This is a genomic window from Mesorhizobium sp. M0910 (assembly GCF_040319465.1).
Lineage (GTDB): Bacteria > Pseudomonadota > Alphaproteobacteria > Rhizobiales > Rhizobiaceae > Mesorhizobium.
Map to the genome: position 1 here is coordinate 192,730 of NZ_JAMYNZ010000004.1, position 21,054 is coordinate 213,783.

The following is a 21,054-nucleotide window of genomic DNA, read 5'->3' on the forward strand; positions in this document are numbered from 1 at the left end:
GTGTCGGATCGAGAGGCCTTTTGTCGATGCGCGGAAAGATCGTATTTGCGGTGATCGCTGCAGCCTGCGTTGCCGCGGCGTGGCTGTATCTTTCGCCCAGCGCAATGAGCGATCTTCAGCATCTCCTGTCGGCGAAGCAGACGGCGGCGGACAAACCCGCTGCAGCGGCAAGTGCCGCGCGTTCGACTTCGGTGGTTGCCGCCACCGCCTCGACGGCCGATTTTCCGGTCCGGCGCTATGCCATCGGCTTCGTGTCCTCTCCTGCCGTGGTCAGCATCAACGCAAGGGTCTCGAGCCAGATCGTCGCAATCGCGGTCAAGGACGGACAGATGGTGAAGGCAGGCGATCTTCTGTTCTCGCTGGACGATCGCTCGTTGAAGGCGCAATTGGCACGCGATCAGGCGACGCTCGCAAAAGATCAGGCGCTGCTTGCCAGCGCCACGGCCGATCTTCTGCGGGCCAAAAATCTTGTCGCCAGGCAAGCCGGCACACAGCAGACCTACGATCAGGCTGTCGCGGCGCAGAAATCCGCAGCGGCCACCGTCGACGCCGACAAGGCAACGATCGATGCCGACCAAATCCAGCTTGGCTTCGCCACGATCAGGGCGCCGATCTCCGGCAGGCTTGGCGCGGTCAGCGTCGCCGTCGGCGATCTCGTCACCACCAGCAACAGCAGCAGCACGTCGACCCCGCTGGTGACGATCACGCAGGTCGACCCGTTGCAGGTGAATTTCAATCTCCCCGAAAGCGATCTTGGGTTACTGCACAAAGCGCTGGCGGCGCCGCAGCAAGGCGCGGTGACGCTGACCAAGGATGGCGACCCGAAGCCGATCGGCAGGGGAACCCTGGATTTCGTCGATTCCTCCGTCGATACCGCGTCCGGCACGATCGCAACGCGGGCCAGCGTGCCCAACGCCGATCTTTCGCTGTGGCCGGGCCAATATGTCAACGTCGTGCTCGATGCCGGCATTATGCCGCAAATGACGTCGGTTCCGACGGTTGCCGTCCAGCCTAGCCAGAAGGGGCCGTTCGTCTATGTGATCAAGCCGGACAACACCGTTGAAATGCGGCCGGTGCAGGTCGCGCTGACAGAAGGCGCCAACACTGCGATCAGCCAAGGATTGAAAAGCGGCGAGCGTGTCGTCGTCGAAGGCCAGACCAAGCTGAAGAACGGTGCGGCGGTGCGCGAAGGCAAGGCTTCGACCGGCACCGGCGACCAGGCGGCTCCGAAGGTCGCCGAGGCTGACCGGACGGGCGGAACACAGCCATGATTTCCGAATTCTGCATCCGCAGGCCGGTCGCAACGCTGCTCATGTCGTTCGCTCTGGTTCTGGGCGGGCTATTTGCTTACAAATTCCTGCCGGTAGCGGCACTGCCAAGCGCGGAATTTCCGGTGGTCAACGTCTCGGCCTCGCTGCCCGGGGCCTCGCCGGAAACCATGGCGACCTCGGTGGCAACGCCGCTGATCAAGCAGTTTGCCACCATCGCCGGCATCGATTCGATTTCGACGACCAACTCGCTCGGCTCGACCTCGATCGCCATTCAGTTCGTGCTCAACCGCGACATAGACGACGCCGCCGCCGACGTGCAGGCGGCGATCGCACGCACGCAGCGACAATTGCCGCCGGAGATGACCAGCCCGCCGAGCTATCGCAAGGTCAATCCAGCCGACGCGCCGATCCTGCTGATGTCGCTGGTCAGCGACACCATTCCGCTGACCGATCTCGATGCCTTTGCCGAGAATGTGATTTCGCCATCGCTGTCGACGATCGATGGCGTTGCGCAGGTTTCGATTTACGGCCAGCAAAAATATGCCGTACGCGTCCAGATCGATCCGACGGCGCTCGCCGCTCGCGGCATCTCGATCGACCAGCTGCAGGCGGCCATTGCCTCGGCCAACAGCAACACGCCGCTCGGCGTGCTCAAGAACAACAAACAGCAGCTGACGATCACCGCGAACACGCAGCTGACCAACGCGGCGGGATTCTCCAACATCATCATCGCAACAAAGAACGGCCATCCGGTGCGGCTCGGCGAGGTGACCCGCGTCATCGATTCGGTCGAGACCACGACGACGGCAAGCTGGTACGACGGCACCCGCGCCATCATCATGGCGGTGCAGCGTCAGCCGGACGCCAATACCGTCGATGTCGTCGACCGCGTCAAGGCGATGCTGCCTTCCTTCGAGGGTCAGATGCCGGCGGCGGCGAGCATCCAGTTGCTCAACGACCGCTCGACGTCGATCCGCGAGGCGGTGGATGACGTGCAGTTCACGCTGCTGCTCACCATCGCGCTGGTAGTGATGGTGATCTTCCTGTTCCTGCGCCGGGTGACGGCGACGGTCATCCCCGCCGTGGCGGTGCCAATTTCGCTCATTGCCACGCTGGGTGTGATGTACCTGTTCGGCTTTTCCATCGACAACGTCTCATTGATGGGGCTGACGCTGGCGGTCGGCCTTGTCGTCGACGATGCCATCGTCATGCTGGAAAATATTTTCCGCCATATGGAGGAGGACGGGCTCTCGGCCCTCGAGGCGTCGCTCAAGGGGGCGCGCGAGATCGGCTTCACCATCATCTCGATCTCGATCTCGCTGGTCGCCGTGTTCATTCCAGTGCTTTTGATGGGCGGCGTGATCGGGCGCATCTTCAACGAATTCGCGGTGGTGGTGACGGTCGCCATCCTGGCGTCGATGTTCGTCTCGCTGACGCTGACACCGATGCTGTGCTCGCGGCTGCTGTCATTATCGAAAGCCGAGCAGAAAGCAGCGCATGGCGGGGACCACAGACAAAACGTCTTCATACGGGGCTATGACAGGCTGCTGACATTCTGCCTGCACCACAATTTCCTTGTCTTCCTTGTCTTCCTCGTGACCGCCGGGCTGTCGGTGTGGCTGATCCAGATCTCGCCGAAGGGCTTTTTCCCGCAGGAGGATATCGGCCAGGTCTCAGTGACGACCATTGCGCGCCAGGATATTTCGTTTGACGCCATGGTGAAGCTGCAGGGGCAAGTGGCGGATGTCTTCACCCATTCGCCCTACGTCGCGCATGTCGGCTGGTCGGCGGGCAGTGGAAGCAATGCGCTCAACCAGGGCCAGCTGTTTGTGCAGCTGAAAGACAAGGACCAGCGACCGAACATCGACAAGGTGCTTTCGGATCTGCGGCGCCAACTTGCCAACGTGCCCGGCATCGAAACCTACATGCAGCCGGTGCAGAACCTGCGGCTCGGCGCGCGTTCTTCGGCGAGTGCCTACCAGCTTGCCGTGCAGGGCCTGGATACCCGCCTGACGAACGTCTGGGCGCAGAAGCTGACGGACGCGATGGCTGCCGACCATGCCGCCTTCACCGACGTCACAAATGACCTGCAGAACAATGCGCTTCAGGCGACGCTGGTGATCGACCGCGACAAGGCGGCGACGCTCGGCGTCGATACCGATACGTTGCGCTCCAGTCTCTATGGCGGTTTCGGCACCCAGCAGGTGTCGACCATCTTCGGCTCGGCCGACAGCTACGACGTGATCATGGAACTCGATCCGAAGATCGAGTGGTCGCCCGAGCGGATGCTGGCCATCAAGGTGAGAACGGCGAGCGGCAGCCTGGTGCCGCTCGGCGCGTTCGCCCGCGTCGATCGGACCGCCGGTGCTTTGACCGTCAACCAACTCGGCCAGCTTCCGGCTGTGACCATCTCCTACAATCTGCCGCAAGGCGTAGCCCTCGGTGACAGCGTGAGCCACATCAATGCCCTGAAGGAAAAGATCGGCATGCCGCCGACGATCTCGACCACTTTCTCGGGCACGGCGAAGACCTTCCAGGATTCGCTTTCCAACCAGGGACTGCTGATCGGTGGCGCGATCCTCACCATCTATATCGTTCTCGGCATGCTCTATGAGAGCTTCATTCATCCGCTTACCATCCTGACCGGGCTTCCGTCGGCGGTGCTTGGCGCGCTGGTGGCACTGCGGCTGGCGGGGATGGATTTGTCGGTGATCGCGGTGATCGGCATCCTGATGCTGATCGGCATCGTCAAGAAGAACGGCATCATGATGATCGACGTGGCGCTCGAGCTTAGGCGCGAGGGGATGTCGCCTGTCGAATCCATCCACAAGGCCTGCCTGATGCGCTTCCGACCGATCATGATGACCACGCTTGCGGCGCTGATGGGTACCATCCCGATCGCGCTCGGCACCGGTGCCAGTGCGGAACTGCGCCAGCCTCTCGGCGTGGCGGTGGTCGGCGGTCTGGTCGCCTCGCAGGCACTGACGCTGTTCGTCACGCCCGTCATCTACGTCTACATGGAGCATTTTTCCGGCTGGCTGGTCAGGCTGTGGGCGCGGCGCCGGGGCGAGCCGAGGCCGGTCGAAGCGGTCGACCAGCCGTCACTGTTCGACGAGGAGGAAGAACCAGTGCCGCAAAAGGCGGCAGCCGAATAGCGCTGGCCCAAGCCGTGGTGCTTGCGGCCGGGGGTCCGCGATCGTAATTTGACGCCATGCCGCATAATCACCACCATGACAACGAGCTTGATCCTTTTGCGGCGCGCGTGCGCGCGCTGGAGACGATTCTCACCCGCAAAGGCCTGATCGATCCGGCGGCGATCGATGTCATTGTCGACACCTACGAGACCAAGATCGGGCCGCGCAACGGCGCAAAGGTGGTGGCGAAAGCCTGGGTTGATCCCGCGTTTGCCGCATGGCTGAAGTGTGACGCGACGGCAGCAATCGAATCGCTCGGCTACACCGGCCGGCAAGGCGAGCACATGCAGGCGGTCTTCAACACGGCCGACACGCACAACCTCGTCGTCTGCACGCTATGCTCCTGCTATCCGTGGTCGGTGCTCGGCCTGCCGCCGGTCTGGTACAAGGCGCCGCCCTACCGTTCGCGCGCAGTGATCGATCCGCGCGGCGTGCTCGAGGAATTCGGGCTGATCTTGCCGGCGACGACAACAATCCGGGTGTGGGATTCGACCGCCGAGCTTCGCTATCTGGTGGTGCCTATGCAGCCAAGGGGCACCGAGGGCTGGGATGAGGCACGGCTCGCCGATCTTGTGACGCGCAATGCCATGATCGGCACCGCGTTGGCGCGGGAGCCGGCATGAACGGGCCGCAGGATCTCGGCGGCCAGATGGGTTTCGGGCCGGTCGCGCCAGAACCGGACGAACCCTATTTCCATACCGATTGGGAAAGGCGGGCGCTGGGCGTGACGTTGTGCGCCGGCGCCATGGGCGCTTGGAACATCGACGAGAGCCGGCACGCGCGGGAATCGCTGCATCCAGCGGATTATTATGCCTCCAGCTACTACCAGATATGGATCAAGGCGCTGGAGGTGCTGCTCAAGCGCCATGGTTTCGTCGGCGACCGCGACCTGGCCACGGGCGACGCAGTCGACCCTGCAGCGACACCCAAACGGGTGCTGAAGGCTAAAGATGTTCCGGCGGTGCTGGCCAAGGGCGGGCCTTGCGACCGGCCGGTCGCTACGCCGGCGCGGTTCAAGGCGGGCGACACTGTGCGTACGAAGAATTTCCATCCGACGGGCCACACCAGGCTCCCGCGCTATGCACGCGGCAAGCAAGGTGTCGTCGAGGCTGTGCGCGGCGGCTTTGTTTTTCCCGACACAAACGCGCACGGCCAGGGTGAAAACCCGCAATGGGTCTATACGGTGGCCTTCACCGGCAGCGAAATCTGGGGCGAGGGCGCCGACCCGACACTTGTCGTTTCGATCGATGCGTGGGAGAACTACCTTGAGTCGGCGTGAGACGAGCTCAATCGCCGCTATGTCGCCAGCCGGTGTCGAGGCGCCTGTGTTTGCCGAGCCGTGGCAGGCAGAGGCCTTTGCCATGACGGTAGCACTGCACGATAACGGGTTGTTTTCGTGGAGCGAATGGGCGGATGCTTTGTCGGCAGAGGTGAAGCGGCCGGGCGCCGCGCGCGACGGTCGCGATTACTACGAGCACTGGCTGGCGGCGCTGGAAAAGCTGCTGTCGGCCAAAGGCATTGCCGGCAAGAAAGACGTGGACACCATTGCCGCTGCCTGGGAACGCGCCGCGCACGCAACGCCGCATGGCAAGCCGATCCTGCTGGAGAACGATCCACAGCGGGCTCGGTAAGCTGCGGTCGCCTGGTTTGTTCTCTTTACGTTCCTGTTCGGCACTGATAATCCTGTCGCAGCGGCGCAGTTGCCGGCGGTGAAATTGATGGTGATGGCACTCACCTTGTCTTTCCCTCGCGAATCCGGTCTGTCGCGCTGATGGAATTCTCTCCTCAACAGGACGAGGCGCTGAAGGCAGTGGCCGGCTGGCTGAAAGCCGGCAAGCCGCAGCTGTTCCGGCTGTTCGGCTATGCCGGCACCGGCAAGACGACGCTGGCGCGCTATTTCGCCGAGCATGTCGACGGCCAGGTGCAGTTCGCCGCGTTTACCGGCAAGGCGGCGCAGGTGCTGCGTTCCAAGGGCGCGGTCAATGCCCGTACCATCCATTCGCTGATCTACCGGCCGAAAGGCGAGGAATCGGTAGCGGACGAGGTGACCGGCAAAACCTCGATGTCGCCGACCTTTTCGCTCAACCGGCAGAGCCCGATCTCGCGAGCCAAGCTCGTCGTCATCGACGAATGCTCGATGGTCGACGAGCAGCTTGGCCGTGACCTGATGAGCTTCGGCACGCCGATCCTGGTGCTTGGCGATCCCGGCCAGTTGCCGCCGATCTCCGGCGGCGGCTTCTTCACCGACCACGAGCCGGACATTTTGCTCACCGAAATCCACCGCCAGGCGCGCGACAACCCGATCATCAGGCTGGCGCTGGACGTGCGCGAGGGCCGCGAGTTCATGCGCGGCGACTATGGCGCGGCGCAAGTGATCGGCAAGGAAGACGTCACCCAGGAACTGGTGCTGAAGTCGGACCAGGTGCTGGTCGGTACCAACCGCACGCGCCGCCGCTATAACCAGCGGCTGCGCGAGCTGAAGGGGTTCAACGCCGATTATCCGCAAGCCGGCGACAAGCTGGTCTGCCTGCGCAACGATCCGGCCAAGGGACTGCTCAACGGCTCGCTGTGGAAGGTGATGACCTCGTCGCGCGAGACGGTCAAGCCCGGCATCAATCTGCTGGTTTCGCCGGAGGAAGACGACCCGGATCGCGGCGTCGCCAAGATCAAGCTGCTCAAGGCGGCGTTCGAAGATCCGGACGCCGACATTCCCTGGCAGCAGAAGAAGCGTTTCGACGATTTCGACTATGGCTACGCGCTGACCGTGCACAAGGCGCAAGGGTCGCAGTGGAACGAGATCGTGCTTTTCGACGAAAGCTGGGCGTTCAAGGAAACCCGGCAGCGTTGGCTCTACACCGCTATCACGCGCGCGGCCGAACGGCTGACGATCGTCCGATAGGCCGCATCAGCGCTGGGTGATCGGGTTGGCGCCAAGCCATTCCCAAGCGGCGGCCTCGTCCTTGGCCTCGAAATGCCGGAGTTCGATAGGCACAGAGGCAGGCAGAAAGGCTCTTGCCTCGGCTATCCAGTTCGGCTCACCGACCGCGGCGCAGCGGCCGATATGCTCCACTGCATGAGCTATGCCCTGTTCGATCGTCTCGTCCGATACGTCGGTCCAGTCGACACCCTCATGATCGATCAGGCGCACCAGCACGTCGATTTTCGAGTGCAGCGCGTAGGCCGCTTCCAGCAATCCGAACAGGTTTTCGGCGTCGGCCGCTGCGACATGGCCGACGACATCGATGGCGAGGAGGTCTTCGCGATCGGTATCGATGCGGCGGATCGCCGGCACGGCATCGAGAAAATTCAACAGGGAACTCCTTGCGCTCGATTTTCTTCGTTCACCTTGGAACACCTGAAACCCTCTGTCTGTTCCGCTTAAAGGCGGTATAGATGCGCGCCGAGATCAGCCTGGAACCGTGCAAATGCCTGCAAAGCTTTCCGTCAACCTCAACGCCATCGCCATGCTGCGCAACCGGCGGGACCTGCCGTGGCCAAGCGTGACCGGGCTTGGACGCATTGCCCTTGCCGCCGGCGCGCACGGGCTGACGGTGCACCCGCGACCCGACGAGCGGCACACCAGGCATTCCGACCTGCCTGAGATCAGGGCGCTGATCGACGACGAGTTCCCGAATGCGGAATTCAACATCGAGGGCTATCCGACCGCGGAGTTCCTGGCGCTTGTGGAAAAGCATCAGCCCGAGCAGGTGACGCTGGTGCCCGACGACCCGGCGCAAGCGACTTCCGATCATGGCTGGAACTTCGCCGCCGAGGCTGCGTTCCTGACACCGGTTGTCAAGCGCCTGAAGAAGGGAGGCTTTCGCGTGTCGCTGTTTTCCGATCCTGACCCCGATGGCGTGAAAGCCGCTCGCGACACCGGCGCCGACCGGATCGAACTCTATACGGGTCCGTACGGCAGCTATCATTCCGATTCGGCAAAAGCGGCGAAGGAATTGGAGAAATTGGGAAAGACGGCGGATGCCGCACTGGCCGCAGGGCTCCAGGTCAATGCCGGGCACGACCTTGTGGTGAGCAATTTGCCGGCACTGGCCAGGCGCATCCCGGCATTGGCCGAAGTGTCGATCGGGCATGGGTTGACAGCCGATGCGTTGGAGTATGGCATGGCTGGAACGGTCAGGCGGTTTCTGAAGGCTTGTGGCTGGTAGAGAGAGGCGAGCCGATAGCCCTGCGTCCCCGGCATGGCAGCGCGCCCTTTCCATCCCCGCGGCATAGAGCACCGAACGTCTATGGGAGTGTCGTCCATGGCCCTTGCCAACGCTGGTAGCGAGGCAGAACCCATCGAGCAATCCAGCCACTCCACCGTCGAGCAGCACAGCACCAAGGTGCTGATGCTGGGCGCGTTGGGCGTGGTTTACGGCGATATCGGCACCAGCCCAATTTACGCATTTCGGGAAGCACTGCACGCGTCGTCGGGACCGGTCGCGCGCAACGACGTCCTCGGCGTACTGTCGCTTATCGTCTGGGCGCTGACGATCATCGTCACGATAAAGTACGTCGCTTTCGTCCTCAGAGCCGACAACAAGGGCGAGGGCGGCACGCTGTCGCTGATGTCGCTTGCGCGTAGTGCTTATCCAAAGGGAGCCCCGTTCATTCTGGGGATCGGACTCTGCGGCGCGGCGCTTTTTTTCGGCGACGCGATAATAACGCCCGCCATCTCCGTGCTTTCGGCTGTCGAGGGCCTGGAAGTGATGGCTCCGACGCTCGAAACCTTTGTCGTTCCGATCACTCTTGTCATCCTGGCAATGCTCTTTGCCGTGCAACGGTTCGGCACCGGCAGGGTGGCGGCCGTGTTCGGGCCGGTGACGGCAGCGTGGTTCCTGGCCATCGGCGCCGCCGGGGTCTACCATCTGCTTGACGATCCGTCGGTCCTGCTGGCGGTCAATCCCTATTACGCAGTCGCTTATCTGGCCAATACGCCCACCGGCGCTTTCGTCACGGTCGGGGCGGTGTTCCTGGCGGTCACCGGGGCCGAAGCCCTCTATGTCGATCTCGGCCATTTCGGGCGCAGGCCGATCGTGCTGGCATGGTTTGCTGTCGTGTTTCCTTGTTTGCTCCTCAACTATTTCGGACAAGGCGCGTTCGTTCTTGCCAACGGCGGCAAACCCACCAATCCATTCTTCCAGATGCTGCCGGATTGGGCGCTAATGCCCATGGTTGGGCTGGCCACGGCAGCGACGGTGATCGCCAGTCAGGCGGTGATCTCCGGCGCTTTCTCACTGACCCGTCAGGCGGTGCAGCTCAATCTGCTGCCACGTATCGAGGTGCAGCACACTTCCGAGATGCAGTCCGGCCAGATCTACATGCCGCGGGTCAATCTGGTGGTCGCGCTGGGCGTGATGTTGCTGGTGGTCGGCTTTGGCAGTTCGAGTTCGCTGGCTTCCGCCTATGGCATTTCGGTGACTGGCGAAATGCTTATGACGACCATCCTGCTGTTCGTGGTGATGCGGTTCCGGTGGAAATGGCAGCTTGCACTGGCGGCCGCGCTCACACTGCTGTTCGGCACGATCGATACCGGATTTTTCCTCGCAAACGTCGTCAAGATCCTCGAAGGCGGGTGGGTGTCGATCACGGTCGCCTGCGGCATGGGGCTGATCATGTCCACATGGATCCGCGGCACCCGCTATTTGTTCGACAAGACCCGCCGGAACGAGATCCCGCTGGATTTCCTTGCCGGCAATCTGCTGAAGAAGAAGCCACATCTGGTGTCGGGCACCGCGGTGTTCCTGACCAGCGATCCGTTGAGCGCACCGACGGCGCTGATGCACAGCCTGAAGCACTACAAGGTGCTGCATGAGCAGAACGTCATCCTTTCGGTTGTGACGGCGCCGCAGCCGGTCGTGCCCGACAGCGAGCGGGTGAAGATGGAAACGGTCAACGAGCTGTTCATGCGGGTGACGCTGACCTTCGGCTACATGGAGCAGCCCAACATCCCGCGTGCGCTGGCGATCTGCCGCAAGCAAGGCTGGAAGTTCGACATCATGACGACCTCCTTCTTCCTATCGCGGCGCTCGCTCAAGGCCTCGCCCAATTCCGGCATGCCGGTCTGGCAGGACAAGCTGTTCATCGGGCTGGCGCGCTCGGCGGCCGATGCAACGGAATATTTCCAGATACCGACCGGACGCGTCGTCGAGATCGGGACGCAGGTGGCTATTTAAAAACGTTTCCGTTGCGACATTCCAGGTAGTCTGCCGATGGGACTGAGTCTGCCAAGTCGTGGAGGACTCGCAATATCGGGACGGAGCCATTACGTGACGGCACTTGATATTGCAGCGCAGCAAGCGTAGAGCACCGCGCGCTTATTGGAGTGTCGTCCATGGCCCTTACCAATGCTGGTAACGAGGCAGAACCTGTCGAACAATCCAGCCATTCTGAGGTCGAGCAGCACAGCACCAAGGTGCTGATGCTGGGCGCGCTCGGCGTGGTTTACGGCGATATCGGGACCAGCCCGATCTATGCATTCCGAGAGGCGTTGCATGCATCAGCCGGTGGCAATGTCGCCAACCGTGGCGACATCCTGGGCGTACTCTCGCTGATCATCTGGTCGCTGACGATCACCGTCACCATCAAATACATCATGTTCGTGCTCCGTGCCGACAATCGAGGCGAAGGCGGGGTGCTGTCGCTGATGGCGCTGGCGCGCAACAGTTTTCCGACGCGCTCGGCGGTGATCCTCGGCATCGGCATCGTCGGCGCGGCGCTTTTTTTCGGCGACGCGGTCATTACGCCGGCGATCTCGGTGCTATCAGCGGTCGAAGGTATGAATGTCGTCACGCCGACATTTCAGCCCTATGTGGTGCCGCTGACATTGGCCATCCTGGCGATCCTGTTTGCGGTACAGCGGTTCGGCACCGGCGGCGTAGGATTGGTGTTCGGGCCAGTCACGGCGCTATGGTTCCTGGCCATCGGCCTTTCCGGCATTAACCACATCATCGCCGATCCGGAAATCCTGCTGGCGATCAGCCCGCATTACATCGTGTCGTTCCTGGTCAACTCGCCCGACGTGGCCTTCGTCACGGTTGGTGCGGTCTTCCTCGCCGTCACCGGCGCCGAGGCGCTCTATGCCGATCTCGGCCATTTCGGCCGCAAGCCGATCGTGCTCGCCTGGCTGGCAATCGTGTTCCCTTGTCTATTGCTCAACTATGTCGGGCAAGGCGCCTTCGTGCTGGCAAATGGCGGCGTTGTCGGCCATCCCTTCTTTGAGATGAACCAGGGCTGGACGCTTATTCCGATGGTCGTGCTGGCGACGGCGGCGACCGTCATCGCCAGCCAGGCGGTGATCTCCGGCGCTTTCTCGCTGACCAGGCAGGCGGTGCAGCTCAACATGCTGCCGCGTTTCGTCATCCAGCACACGTCGGAAAAACAGTCGGGCCAGATCTATCTGCCGCGCATCAACCTGATGCTGGCGCTGGTCGTGATGTTGCTGGTGGTCGGCTTCGGCGAATCCAGCCGCCTGGCCTCGGCCTACGGTATTTCGGTGACCGGCAACATGCTGGTGACGAATGTGCTGCTTTTTGTTGTGATGACGCGCATCTGGAAATGGCCGCTTGGCGTCGCGATCGCCTTGATGGCCGTGTTCGCCTTCGTCGATACCGGCTTCTTTGCTGCCAACATAGTCAAGGTGTTTGAAGGTGGCTGGGCATCGCTTGCCATCGCCGCAGTTATCGTGATGACTATGTGGACCTGGATCCGCGGTAGCCGCTATTTGTTCGACAAGACCCGCCGGAACGAGATCCCGCTCGATTTCCTCGCCGGCAATCTGCTGAAGAAGAAGCCGCATCTGGTGTCGGGCACCGCGGTGTTCCTGACCAGCGATCCGCTGAGCGCGCCGACGGCACTGATGCACAGCCTCAAGCACTACAAGGTGCTGCACGAGCAGAACGTCATCCTTTCGGTTGTGACGGCGCCGCAGCCGGTCGTGCCCGACAGCGAGCGGGTGAAGATGGAGACCGTCAACGAGCTGTTCATGCGGGTGACGCTGACCTTCGGCTACATGGAGCAGCCCAACATCCCGCGTGCGCTGGCGATCTGCCGCAAGCAGGGCTGGAAGTTCGACATCATGACGACCTCCTTCTTCCTGTCGCGGCGCTCGCTCAAGGCCTCGCCCAATTCCGGCATGCCGGTCTGGCAGGACAAGCTGTTCATCGGGCTGGCGCGCTCGGCGGCCGATGCAACGGAATATTTCCAGATCCCGACCGGACGGGTGGTCGAGATCGGGACGCAGGTGGCTATCTGAACAAATGGCCGTGCCCTTCGAAGGGCACGGCCATTTGTCAGGCTCAGCTCACCAGAGCCGCCTTATTTACTTCAAGAAATTGCTTCAGCGGCCGCGGCCTCCTGCCAGACAGCGTCTCGATCGCGTCCGTCACCATGCTGATGCGGCCGGAGCGGGTATTGGTGTCGAAGGAAACGATGACCGGGGCGAAACCTTCGGGGACGCCGGCTGCCTTCAATCCCCCGGTCAGCGCTTCGTCGGAAAGCTGGACGACCTCGATTGGCTTGCCGGTAACTTCGGTGACGAGGGCCGCGATTTCAGCGACCGTATAGGCCTGCGGACCCGTCAGCGTGTATGTCGTGCTTTCGGTTGCCCCCGATGCGAGACCGGCGGCGATCGCCGCGGCCATATCGTCGCGCGCGCCATGGGCAATACGGCCGTCTCCGGCGGATGTGTACCACTGCCCCGAGGCGATGGCGTGCGGCAGCGCCATGAACAGGTTCTCCTGGTACCAGCCGTTGCGGAAGATGGTGTAGGAAATGCCGCTCGCCTTGATCGCCTGCTCGGTGCCGTGGTGATCGGGCGCAAACAGCACCGGCGATCCTGGCTCCGGATTGGGCATCGATGTGTAGAGCAGATGCGAAACGCCGGCGCTTTTTGCGGCGGCGACCGCAGTCTCATGTTGCTTCAGGCGCTTGCCCGGAAGGGCAAGCTCGTTTGTCGAAATGATCAGAACTCTGTCGGCGCCGGTAAATGCACTGGCCAACGATGCGGTGTCGTCGAAGTCGGCCGCCCTGACAGTGACGCCGCGCGCTGCCAGATCGGCCAGATTTTCCGGATTGCGGGTGGCGGCGATGATGCGCTGAGGGGAGATGAGCGTGTCAAGCAGATGATTGATGACGCCGCGGCCAAGCTGGCCGGAGGCGCCGGTGACAAGAAGGGTGTCGGTCATGAAGGGTCCTGACGTTGCGCCGGAGCGGCGGGTGCATATGTTAGTCTCAAAAAGAGACCAGCACTAAAATAGGAATTGACCCATCCTCGTAAAGAAGGCAGTTTTGCGGGAGGTAGGCACACCCAGGGAACCAGCCATGGACGGCAAGATCGTTAATCTGAGATCGAAGCTCGAGATATACAAGGCAGGCAGCGGGGGCGGAAACCTTGCGGATTGCCCGGTTCGCGACGTGATCCAGGGGATCAGCAACAAATGGAGTTCGCTGCTGATGGAGGCCTTGGCCGAGAAGCCGTACCGCTTCGGCGAGTTGCGGCGCCTCGTGCCCGATATTTCACAGCGCATGCTCACCCAGACGTTGCACGATCTGCAGCGCGACGGCTATGTCCATCGCCAGGTCTTCCCGACCAAGCCGCCGAGCGTCGAATATAGCCTCACCGATCTCGGGCGCTCGATGTTTGGACCCTTGCATCAGCTGATCCAATGGGCCGAGCTCAATCACGGCGCTGTACGCGAGGCGCGGAAGGTTTTCGATGCTGCCGAAGGCTGAGCCTCCAGGCCGAGACGGCGCCTAGATTTAGCGACAGCGCTGAAGGATTGTCCGGCCTGGGTTGGGGCGGGCAGATGGCCAATTCTCTGGACATCGCGATTGCCGGCGCCGGGCCGGCTGGACTTGCCGCCGCGCTCTATCTCGAGCGCGCCGGACATAGGGTCACGATCTTCGAGCGCTTCGACCGGCCAAAACCGGTCGGGTCCGGGCTGATCCTGCAGCCGACCGGGCTGACGGTGCTTGCCGATCTCGGCCTGCTTGAAGACATTCTGGCGCTGGGCTGCCGCATAGACCGCCTGCATGTTGCAGATGCCAAGACCGGCCGCACAGTGCTCGACGTCCGCTACGATGCCCGGCGTGGCGGCCGTTTCGGGCTGGCGGTACATCGCGCGGCTCTGTTCGGCGTGCTTTTCCGCGCCGCCCGGCGCCAAGCGATCCACATTGAGACAGGCATCGAGCTTGAGACGCTGGAAGCCGGCGAATGGGCAACATTGATCTGCCGCAACGGACGACGGATGGGGTCGTTCGACCTGGTAGTGGACGCCAGCGGTTCACGCTCCAAACTGCGGCGGTGCGTGAACGATCCGGGCGAACCGCGATCGCTCGCCTATGGCGCTTTCTGGGCATCGCTTGGCTGGCGCGGCGAGGGTTTCGACGAGCACGCGCTGCTGCAGCGCTACGACAGCGCAAGCGTGATGATCGGCGTGCTGCCAATCGGCCGGCCCGAGCCGGATGCCCAGAAGATGGCGGCATTCTTCTGGAGCCTCAAGCCGGCGGATGCCGAGTACGTCTGGGGGGCAGGTCTCGAGGCATGGAAGGCGAGATTGGTCGGGCTGTGGCCTGAATGCGCGGCCTTCATCGACCAGATCGACAGTTTCGAGCAGCTGTCGCTGGCGCGCTATGGCCATCACACGATGAAGACGCCAGCCGGACGGCTATTGGCTGTCATCGGCGATGCGGCCCATTCAACCAGCCCGCAGCTCGGCCAGGGCGCGAACATGGCGCTGCTCGATGCAGCCGCGCTCAACTACGCACTCATGGGAACGGACCGTGTCGATACTGCACTGGAGGCCTATGTCCGGACGCGGCGATGGCATGTGCGGGTGTTCCAGGCGCTGTCGCTGGTGCTGACGCCGTTTTATCAGTCGGATTCGATTGTGATGCCGTTCGTCCGCGACAGGCTGGTGGCGACGCTGGCAAAAGTCCCGCCGGCGCCGCAGTTTCTTGCTTCCATGGTTACAGGAACGGTGATCAATCCATTCAAGCCGATAGGGCTTGCGGAAGCGCTATGGCCGGATCGCCTTGGCGGATGATTTCCGAAAGGTGCGAACCCTTAGCCTGCAAGAATGCATGGAGGCGTTGCGGATAGTCGGGAGCGACCGCGCCCTTCACGGATGGGCGTATGCGCAACGCCTCGCGCCATACCTGGACATGCGGCTTTCCGTCCAGGATGCCGAAATCGCCGATCCGGTCGAAGACGTCGAAATAGCGGAAAATCGGGCCGTAGACCGCGTCGACCAGTGAAAAGCGCTCGCCGTCGAAGCCTGGCCCAGCCGCGCCATTGGCCCGTTCCACTTCCAGGCGATCGAACATTGCCGATAGCGTCTCGCTTTCAGCGAGCAGCGCGGCTTCCGTAGGCGCTGAATAGAAGCGGGCGACGGCATTGAGGATTGCCGAGCCGAACTCGATCCAGGCGCGATGCCGGGCACGGGCATAGGGGTCGGTGGGATGCAGTGGATTGGGCTGGGTTTCCTCGAGGAATTCGAGGATGACCGCCGATTCGAAGATCACCGTTTCCTGGCCGTCATGCTCAACGCGAAGCAGCGGCACCTTGCCGAGCGGTGATATCGCCTTGAACCAGGCAGGCTTGTTGGCGAGATCGACCGTGATGCGTTCGAACGGCACGCCCTTTTCGCGAAGTGAAATCGCCGCGCGCTGCACATAGGGACAAAGATGGTGGCTGACGAGGATGAGCTTACCGGTCATCTCACTCTCCCCAGACATAGTTCAAGGCGCCGTCCTCGATGCGGGTGGAGAGGAACATCAGGCGGGAGCCCTTCGACGCCGGGCCTTCGAGGCGATCACCGTTCGCCATGTCGAACGAGGCGCCGTGCCACTGGCAGACGAGCTTGCCGTCCTTGCAGTCGAGCGGACCACCGAAATGCAGGCAGACGTTGGCGGCAGCGCGGATACGCTCGCCGCTGCGGTAGACATGGACCTCGCGGCCGAAGAACGGAGCGATCAGGCTGCCTGTTTCCGGAACGTCGGCGATCCTGCAGATTTCATACTTTCATCGGAATTTGCCTCTCGTGATTGATGCGACTGCATCTATATAGATGCATTTGCATCGATCGTCAAGCTTGATGCAATTGCATCTATCCCCTACGATGCAATCATGACCGGGATTCCTACACCTCCAGCAATCAAAGCCTGGGCCCGCCTGATGCGGGTTTCGCGCCAGTTGTTGGAAAGAGCCGAGGACGCGCTGAAGGACAGTGGCCTGCCGCCGCTTGCCTGGTACGACGTCCTGCATGAGCTTGCCGAGGCGGGCGAGGGTGGATTGCGGCCATTCCAACTCACCGAGCGCACCCTGTTTGCGCAGTACAACATCTCCCGGCTGCTGGCGCGGCTGGAAGCCGACGGGCTGGTCGAGAAGCTTCCCGTTGCCGATGACGGCCGCGGGCAAACCGTTCGTGTCACCGACAAGGGGCGCGAGACGCGTCGCCGCATGTGGGCTGTCTACGGCCGCTCGATCGCGGAGTTGGTCGGCTCCCGGCTTTCCAATGATGAGCTCGATGCGCTGTCAGCTCTGCTTGGGCGCCTGCGAGTTCCGCCCGCCCTGGAGTGACACGCCTTCATGGCGAAGATGCGCCGATTGGCGAGGTCAGGCACTGCCCCAGAGGAATGCCAATGTCGCCAGAACGCCAAGCCCGACGCGGACCATATGCAGATTGCCCCATTTGACGATCAATGTCCGAGATTCAGGATTGATGGTGTTCGCGTCCATCGCCTCCAGCAACCTATTTGCCGGCATCATCACCAGCAGCGTCCATGGCCAGGGCAGGATGATCAGCACGGCGCCGGCCAGGTAAGCGAGACTGCCGGTCAGCCACCACGCGACGAGGCCCAGAATACAGGCGATGACGGCGATCGAAGCCTGCATGGCCGCGCCGCGCTTGTAGGAAGGCTGCCATTCCTGCAGCAATGCCTTGTCATCGAGGCGAAGCCGCGCCGGCTGCTCGGCGACGCTGACGTAGATAGCCGCGCCCGCGAACACTGCGGTAACGGTCAAGGCAAGCAATCCGGCGAGCATGATCCGTCTCCCGTGATGCCCCGCATGGAGCAAGCTATAGAAATAAAGGCTTGCGCCGGGTCGGGCAATACGCCATAAAGCCGAACCGTAACGTACGGTACGCCGTCGAGTTCGTACCTAAACTGCGGTGAGTTCGCTTCCTGAGGAAAGACCGTGTTGCACGCTGTGACCGATATAGACACCAGCGAGACGCTGACGGAGCGGCAGAAAGCCGTGCTCGACGCTGCCCTTCGCCTGCTGGTCGAAGAGGGCGATCAGTTGACCATGACCGCCGTGGCGCGGCGGGCGAGCTGCTCGAAGGAGACGCTCTACAAATGGTTCGGCGATCGCGACGGGCTGTTGACGGCAACGGTGCAATGGCAGGCGTCCAAGGTGCGGGTAGTGCCGGTTGATCGCAAGGGGCTCGACTTTGCTTCGCTGACGGGGAGCCTCGAACGCTTCGCTTCGGACTGGCTCAAGGTAATTTCGAGCGACACCTCGATCGCGCTGAACCGGGTGGCGGTCGGCCAGGCTAGTTCGGGGAAAGAGGATCTCGGCGCCATCGTGCTGGAGAACGGCCGCTTCGCACTGGCCAGGCGCCTTAAGCCGGTGCTCGAGGCAGGCAAGGAAGCTGGTTTCCTCGAGTTTTCCGATGCTGAGACGGCGTTCCGCACCTTTTTCGGGCTGGTCGCCCGTGACGTGCAGATCCGCCTGCTGCTTGGCGACCGGCTGGAATTGACTGATGCGGCGATCGGCGGCGATGCCGTCCGGGCGACGCAGCAGTTTCTCGCTCTTTACAGGGCAAAAACCGGGCCGCAAGGCCTCTGAATTCAAAACGGGAAGGAAGAAAAATGCGTGTCTATTACGATCGCGATGCCGATCTCAACCTGATCAAGGGCAAGAAGGTCGCCATCATCGGCTATGGCAGCCAGGGCAGGGCGCATGCGCTCAACCTCAAGGATTCCGGCGTCAAGGACATCGCCATCGGCCTCAAGGCCGGCTCGGCGACCGCCAAGAAGGTCGAGGCCGACGGGCTCAAGGTGATGAGCGTGGCCGATGCCGCCAAGTGGGCCGACCTGATGATGATGGCCACGCCCGACGAGCTGCAGGCCGACATCTACAAATCCGAGATCGCGCCGAACATCCGCGATGGCGCAGCGATCGCCTTTGCCCACGGCCTCAACGTTCATTTTGGCCTGATCGAGCCTAAAGCCTCGGTCGACGTCGTGATGATCGCGCCGAAGGGGCCCGGCCATACGGTGCGCGGCGAATACCAGAAGGGCGGCGGCGTGCCGTGCCTGGTCGCGGTCAACCAGGATGCTTCGGGCAATGCGCTCGATCTGGCGCTCTCCTACGCCTGCGGCGTTGGCGGCGGCCGTTCGGGCATTATCGAGACCAATTTCCGCGAGGAGTGCGAGACCGACCTGTTCGGCGAGCAGGTCGTGCTGTGCGGCGGTCTGGTCGAATTGATCCGCGCCGGCTTCGAGACACTGGTGGAAGCCGGCTACGCGCCGGAAATGGCCTATTTCGAGTGCCTGCACGAGGTCAAATTGATCGTCGACCTGATCTACGAAGGCGGCATCGCCAACATGAACTACTCGATCTCGAACACCGCCGAATGGGGCGAATACGTCTCGGGCCCGCGCATCATCACCGCCGAGACCAAGGCCGAGATGAAGCGCGTTCTGAAGGATATCCAGACCGGCAAGTTCACCTCGGAATGGATGCAGGAATACCGCGCCGGCATGTCGCGCTTCAAGGGCATCCGCCGCAACAATGACAGCCACCAGATCGAGGAAGTCGGCGCCAAGCTGCGCGCGATGATGCCGTGGATTTCCAAGAACAAGCTGGTCGACAAGGCCAAGAACTGAAGGAAATTCACATTCGTTTCGTTGCGCGTCCTCAGGCTTCGCGCTGCGGGCGCGCGGGGGATTTCCAAAACAAGCTGGTCGACAAGGCCAAGAACTGAAGGAAATCCACATTCGTTTCGTTGCGCGTCCTCAGGCTTCGCGCTGCGGGCGCGCGGGGGATTTCCAAAACAAGCTGGTCGACAAGGCCAAGAACTGAAGGAATCCACATTCGTTTCGTTGCGCGTCCTCAGGCTTCGCGCTGCGGGCGCGCGGGGGATTTCCAAAAACAAGCTGGTCGACAAGGCCAAGAACTATCGCAATTTCATTGCCGATCAAGAAAGGCCGGCGGAGCGATCCGCCGGCCTTTTCGCATAAAGATTGTGTGGTTCCCACGCTTGTGGACAGGCGCATTATCCTCATCACCGTGGTATGCCTGTGCGGGGCATGGCACAGAAGTGCCAAAGGGGGCTGAGACTTGGAACTCAAATTTCTGTTGGTCGGGTTTGCCTGCGCGGTTGCCGGCATGCTCTCCCTCGTCACGTTCCTGAAGTGGTGGGAGGTGAGGGCGGTCAGCCGCTGGTCTCCGACGCTGGGAAAGATCGTCTCGTCGCGGGTCGAGGCTCGCGAGGTGACCAGTTCGGGATCCGGTTCGGACAGCAGAGGGTCGACCGAAATGCGCAACTTCCCGGCGATCACCTTCGAATACAAGGTGAACGGCAAGACATTTCGCAGTTCGCACTACAGCGTGCAGGAGAACCTTGGAAACTTTGCCGTGGCGGAAACCCTTGCGAAATTTCCAAACGGCTCTGGCGTAACCGTCTTCTACAATCCGGCCGATCCAGCCAAGGCCGTGATCGAACGCACCATGCCCGAAGGTTCCTTCAAATTCATGGTCCAGCTTTCGGCTGGGCTGGTGGTTGGCGCGCTGGTATTGGTCTTCTCCGTCGGCGGCGCCCTGGAAGCGATCCGGCCGTTTTTGCCCAAGCCGCAGAACCTCGGCGCCGCGGCCCTGCTGCTGTTCATGGGATTGTTTGTCCTGCGCATGGGCTTCGCCCAGAAGTCACTAGCGGAACAGGCGGCGAAATGGCCCATCACGGCAGGACACATCGATGCTTCGGGCTTGCAGAAATTTGAGACCCGCGACAGGTCCGGAGGCGGCTATCGGCCCTGGCGAACAGTCTTCAAATCCCGCATCGTCTACAGCTATAGCGTCGCCGGCCAGCGCTACGCCGCCGATCGCATCGCTTTCGGCGCAAACGTGACGGCTTCGCTGCCGAGCCTCGTCAGCGGCCAATCACGGCGCTACCTCGAGGGCGACAAGGTCGAAGTCCACTACGATCCCGCCAATCCGGCTGCCGCGGTTCTCGAATGCAGGGTGAGTGGGCTTTGGCTTCTGTGGGTCTGCGCAGTTGGCTTCATAGGTGGAGCCGCGCTGCTTGTGGGGGTGATCTAAGGCTGAAGCTGCCGTCCTCGACGCTGTAGATCCAGAGGAAGGGCACTTGTCTTCAGCACCTGACAAGAACTCCGCTGTCGAAGCCAGGCCATGTCAATCTCACCGTCGCCCCGTCGACCACAATATGGATGACACGGGAGAACGGCTCTTCCGCCGACGGGTCGGATCCGTAGCATTGGCTGGCCCGCGCCACCCAACCCGTGGGTGTCTTGAGAAACATTGCGTGTTCACAGCCGAGAGCAGGGACCGACAGCGCATCGCG

The 21,054-nt window shown here is 62.2% G+C and carries 19 protein-coding genes and 1 pseudogene; 15 read left to right on the plus strand and 5 right to left on the minus strand.

What is annotated here, in order from left to right; all coding sequences use genetic code 11:
* Positions 1-26: 26 nt before the first annotated feature.
* The 6 genes from NKH78_RS11895 (at position 27) to NKH78_RS11920 (ending at position 7,364) form a co-directional block, all read left to right on the plus strand.
* The gene (locus tag NKH78_RS11895; RefSeq protein WP_352739930.1) at positions 27-1,271 is read left to right on the plus strand and encodes an efflux RND transporter periplasmic adaptor subunit; all 1,245 of its coding nucleotides are present in this window, start codon (positions 27-29) and stop codon (positions 1,269-1,271) included.
* On the plus strand, positions 1,268-4,426 hold the full coding sequence (locus NKH78_RS11900; RefSeq protein WP_352882947.1) for an efflux RND transporter permease subunit: 3,159 nt from the start codon (positions 1,268-1,270) through the stop codon (positions 4,424-4,426). The genes NKH78_RS11895 and NKH78_RS11900 overlap by 4 nt, the downstream gene beginning before the upstream one ends.
* Before the next feature lie 56 nt (positions 4,427-4,482).
* A complete protein-coding gene (nthA, locus tag NKH78_RS11905) occupies positions 4,483-5,088 on the plus strand; it encodes a nitrile hydratase subunit alpha (protein ID WP_352505654.1) in 606 nt (201 codons plus the stop codon).
* Positions 5,085-5,744, plus strand: coding sequence for a nitrile hydratase subunit beta (gene nthB / locus NKH78_RS11910; RefSeq protein ID WP_352505655.1), 660 nt, complete (start codon positions 5,085-5,087; stop codon positions 5,742-5,744). The genes nthA and nthB overlap by 4 nt, the downstream gene beginning before the upstream one ends.
* A 19-nt stretch (positions 5,745-5,763) precedes the next feature.
* Complete coding sequence (locus tag NKH78_RS11915) at positions 5,764-6,096, plus strand: nitrile hydratase accessory protein (protein ID WP_352739964.1); 333 nt, start codon at positions 5,764-5,766, stop codon at positions 6,094-6,096.
* 140 nt (positions 6,097-6,236) lie between these two features.
* Positions 6,237-7,364, plus strand: a complete 1,128-nt coding sequence (locus tag NKH78_RS11920) for an ATP-dependent DNA helicase (RefSeq protein ID WP_352703591.1) — start codon at positions 6,237-6,239, stop codon at positions 7,362-7,364.
* Between the two features lie 6 nt (positions 7,365-7,370).
* On the opposite strand, the gene NKH78_RS11925 is transcribed toward NKH78_RS11920, so the two are convergent.
* A complete protein-coding gene (locus NKH78_RS11925; protein ID WP_352739927.1) occupies positions 7,371-7,775 on the minus strand; it encodes a SpoIIAA family protein in 405 nt (134 codons plus the stop codon).
* A gap of 115 nt (positions 7,776-7,890) precedes the next feature.
* On the opposite strand from NKH78_RS11925, the gene NKH78_RS11930 reads away from it, so the two are divergent.
* The 3 genes from NKH78_RS11930 to NKH78_RS11940 all read left to right on the plus strand — a co-directional run bounded on the left by NKH78_RS11930 (position 7,891) and on the right by NKH78_RS11940 (position 12,719).
* On the plus strand, positions 7,891-8,631 hold the full coding sequence (locus NKH78_RS11930; RefSeq protein WP_254818915.1) for a pyridoxine 5'-phosphate synthase: 741 nt from the start codon (positions 7,891-7,893) through the stop codon (positions 8,629-8,631).
* A gap of 96 nt (positions 8,632-8,727) precedes the next feature.
* Positions 8,728-10,641 (plus strand): potassium transporter Kup, encoded by a 1,914-nt coding sequence (locus tag NKH78_RS11935; protein WP_352505658.1) that lies wholly within the window; start codon positions 8,728-8,730, stop codon positions 10,639-10,641.
* A gap of 158 nt (positions 10,642-10,799) precedes the next feature.
* Entirely contained in the window at positions 10,800-12,719 is a 1,920-nt protein-coding gene (locus tag NKH78_RS11940; RefSeq protein ID WP_352620193.1) for a potassium transporter Kup, read from the plus strand.
* Positions 12,720-12,762: 43 nt separating this feature from the next.
* On the opposite strand, the gene NKH78_RS11945 is transcribed toward NKH78_RS11940, so the two are convergent.
* On the minus strand, positions 12,763-13,650 hold the full coding sequence (locus NKH78_RS11945) for an SDR family oxidoreductase (protein WP_352739926.1): 888 nt from the start codon (positions 13,648-13,650) through the stop codon (positions 12,763-12,765).
* A 136-nt stretch (positions 13,651-13,786) separates the two neighbouring features.
* Here NKH78_RS11945 and NKH78_RS11950 point away from each other — a divergent pair, with 136 nt between their 5' ends.
* Positions 13,787-14,197 (plus strand): winged helix-turn-helix transcriptional regulator, encoded by a 411-nt coding sequence (locus NKH78_RS11950; protein ID WP_352466906.1) that lies wholly within the window; start codon positions 13,787-13,789, stop codon positions 14,195-14,197.
* Between the two features lie 74 nt (positions 14,198-14,271).
* Positions 14,272-15,510 carry an FAD-dependent oxidoreductase gene (locus NKH78_RS11955; RefSeq protein WP_352882951.1) on the plus strand — a complete coding sequence of 413 codons (1,239 nt, stop codon included), beginning with the start codon at positions 14,272-14,274 and terminating at the stop codon, positions 15,508-15,510.
* Here the strand turns inward: NKH78_RS11955 and NKH78_RS11960 are convergent.
* Positions 15,458-16,183 (minus strand): glutathione S-transferase family protein, encoded by a 726-nt coding sequence (locus NKH78_RS11960; protein WP_352739923.1) that lies wholly within the window; start codon positions 16,181-16,183, stop codon positions 15,458-15,460. The genes NKH78_RS11955 and NKH78_RS11960 overlap by 53 nt on opposite strands.
* A gap of 130 nt (positions 16,184-16,313) precedes the next feature.
* Positions 16,314-16,478, minus strand: a pseudogene (locus NKH78_RS11965) (Rieske (2Fe-2S) protein); the annotation flags it as partial.
* Between the two features lie 114 nt (positions 16,479-16,592).
* On the opposite strand from NKH78_RS11965, the gene NKH78_RS11970 reads away from it, so the two are divergent.
* Positions 16,593-17,045 carry a MarR family winged helix-turn-helix transcriptional regulator gene (locus NKH78_RS11970; protein ID WP_352509627.1) on the plus strand — a complete coding sequence of 151 codons (453 nt, stop codon included), beginning with the start codon at positions 16,593-16,595 and terminating at the stop codon, positions 17,043-17,045.
* Between the two features lie 36 nt (positions 17,046-17,081).
* Here the strand turns inward: NKH78_RS11970 and NKH78_RS11975 are convergent, their stop codons facing one another.
* A complete protein-coding gene (locus NKH78_RS11975; protein ID WP_352739921.1) occupies positions 17,082-17,510 on the minus strand; it encodes an anthrone oxygenase family protein in 429 nt (142 codons plus the stop codon).
* A gap of 153 nt (positions 17,511-17,663) precedes the next feature.
* Between NKH78_RS11975 and NKH78_RS11980 the strand changes: the two genes are divergently transcribed.
* The 3 genes from NKH78_RS11980 to NKH78_RS11990 all read left to right on the plus strand — a co-directional run bounded on the left by NKH78_RS11980 (position 17,664) and on the right by NKH78_RS11990 (position 20,792).
* A complete protein-coding gene (locus tag NKH78_RS11980; RefSeq protein ID WP_352739919.1) occupies positions 17,664-18,317 on the plus strand; it encodes a TetR/AcrR family transcriptional regulator in 654 nt (217 codons plus the stop codon).
* 23 nt (positions 18,318-18,340) lie between these two features.
* Complete coding sequence (gene ilvC, locus NKH78_RS11985) at positions 18,341-19,360, plus strand: ketol-acid reductoisomerase (protein ID WP_023676662.1); 1,020 nt, start codon at positions 18,341-18,343, stop codon at positions 19,358-19,360.
* Positions 19,361-19,814: 454 nt separating this feature from the next.
* Positions 19,815-20,792 carry a DUF3592 domain-containing protein gene (locus tag NKH78_RS11990; protein WP_352738753.1) on the plus strand — a complete coding sequence of 326 codons (978 nt, stop codon included), beginning with the start codon at positions 19,815-19,817 and terminating at the stop codon, positions 20,790-20,792.
* The last annotated feature ends 262 nt before the right edge of the window (positions 20,793-21,054 follow it).

Excerpts from the sequence above, each read along its gene's own strand:
- NKH78_RS11930 (WP_254818915.1), top strand. The coding sequence starts at position 7,891 with ATGCCTGCAAAGCTTTCCGTCAACCTCAACGCCATCGCCATGCTGCGC.
- NKH78_RS11935 (WP_352505658.1), top strand. The coding sequence starts at position 8,728 with ATGGCCCTTGCCAACGCTGGTAGCGAGGCAGAACCCATCGAGCAATCC.
- NKH78_RS11915 (WP_352739964.1), top strand. The coding sequence starts at position 5,764 with ATGTCGCCAGCCGGTGTCGAGGCGCCTGTGTTTGCCGAGCCGTGGCAG.
- NKH78_RS11920 (WP_352703591.1), top strand. The coding sequence starts at position 6,237 with ATGGAATTCTCTCCTCAACAGGACGAGGCGCTGAAGGCAGTGGCCGGC.
- NKH78_RS11900 (WP_352882947.1), top strand. The coding sequence starts at position 1,268 with ATGATTTCCGAATTCTGCATCCGCAGGCCGGTCGCAACGCTGCTCATG.
- NKH78_RS11895 (WP_352739930.1), top strand. The coding sequence starts at position 27 with ATGCGCGGAAAGATCGTATTTGCGGTGATCGCTGCAGCCTGCGTTGCC.
- nthB (WP_352505655.1), top strand. The coding sequence starts at position 5,085 with ATGAACGGGCCGCAGGATCTCGGCGGCCAGATGGGTTTCGGGCCGGTC.
- NKH78_RS11955 (WP_352882951.1), top strand. The coding sequence starts at position 14,272 with ATGGCCAATTCTCTGGACATCGCGATTGCCGGCGCCGGGCCGGCTGGA.
- NKH78_RS11940 (WP_352620193.1), top strand. The coding sequence starts at position 10,800 with ATGGCCCTTACCAATGCTGGTAACGAGGCAGAACCTGTCGAACAATCC.
- NKH78_RS11975 (WP_352739921.1), bottom strand. The coding sequence starts at position 17,510 with ATGCTCGCCGGATTGCTTGCCTTGACCGTTACCGCAGTGTTCGCGGGC.
- nthA (WP_352505654.1), top strand. The coding sequence starts at position 4,483 with ATGCCGCATAATCACCACCATGACAACGAGCTTGATCCTTTTGCGGCG.
- NKH78_RS11945 (WP_352739926.1), bottom strand. The coding sequence starts at position 13,650 with ATGACCGACACCCTTCTTGTCACCGGCGCCTCCGGCCAGCTTGGCCGC.
- NKH78_RS11970 (WP_352509627.1), top strand. The coding sequence starts at position 16,593 with ATGACCGGGATTCCTACACCTCCAGCAATCAAAGCCTGGGCCCGCCTG.
- NKH78_RS11950 (WP_352466906.1), top strand. The coding sequence starts at position 13,787 with ATGGACGGCAAGATCGTTAATCTGAGATCGAAGCTCGAGATATACAAG.
- ilvC (WP_023676662.1), top strand. The coding sequence starts at position 18,341 with ATGCGTGTCTATTACGATCGCGATGCCGATCTCAACCTGATCAAGGGC.
- NKH78_RS11960 (WP_352739923.1), bottom strand. The coding sequence starts at position 16,183 with ATGACCGGTAAGCTCATCCTCGTCAGCCACCATCTTTGTCCCTATGTG.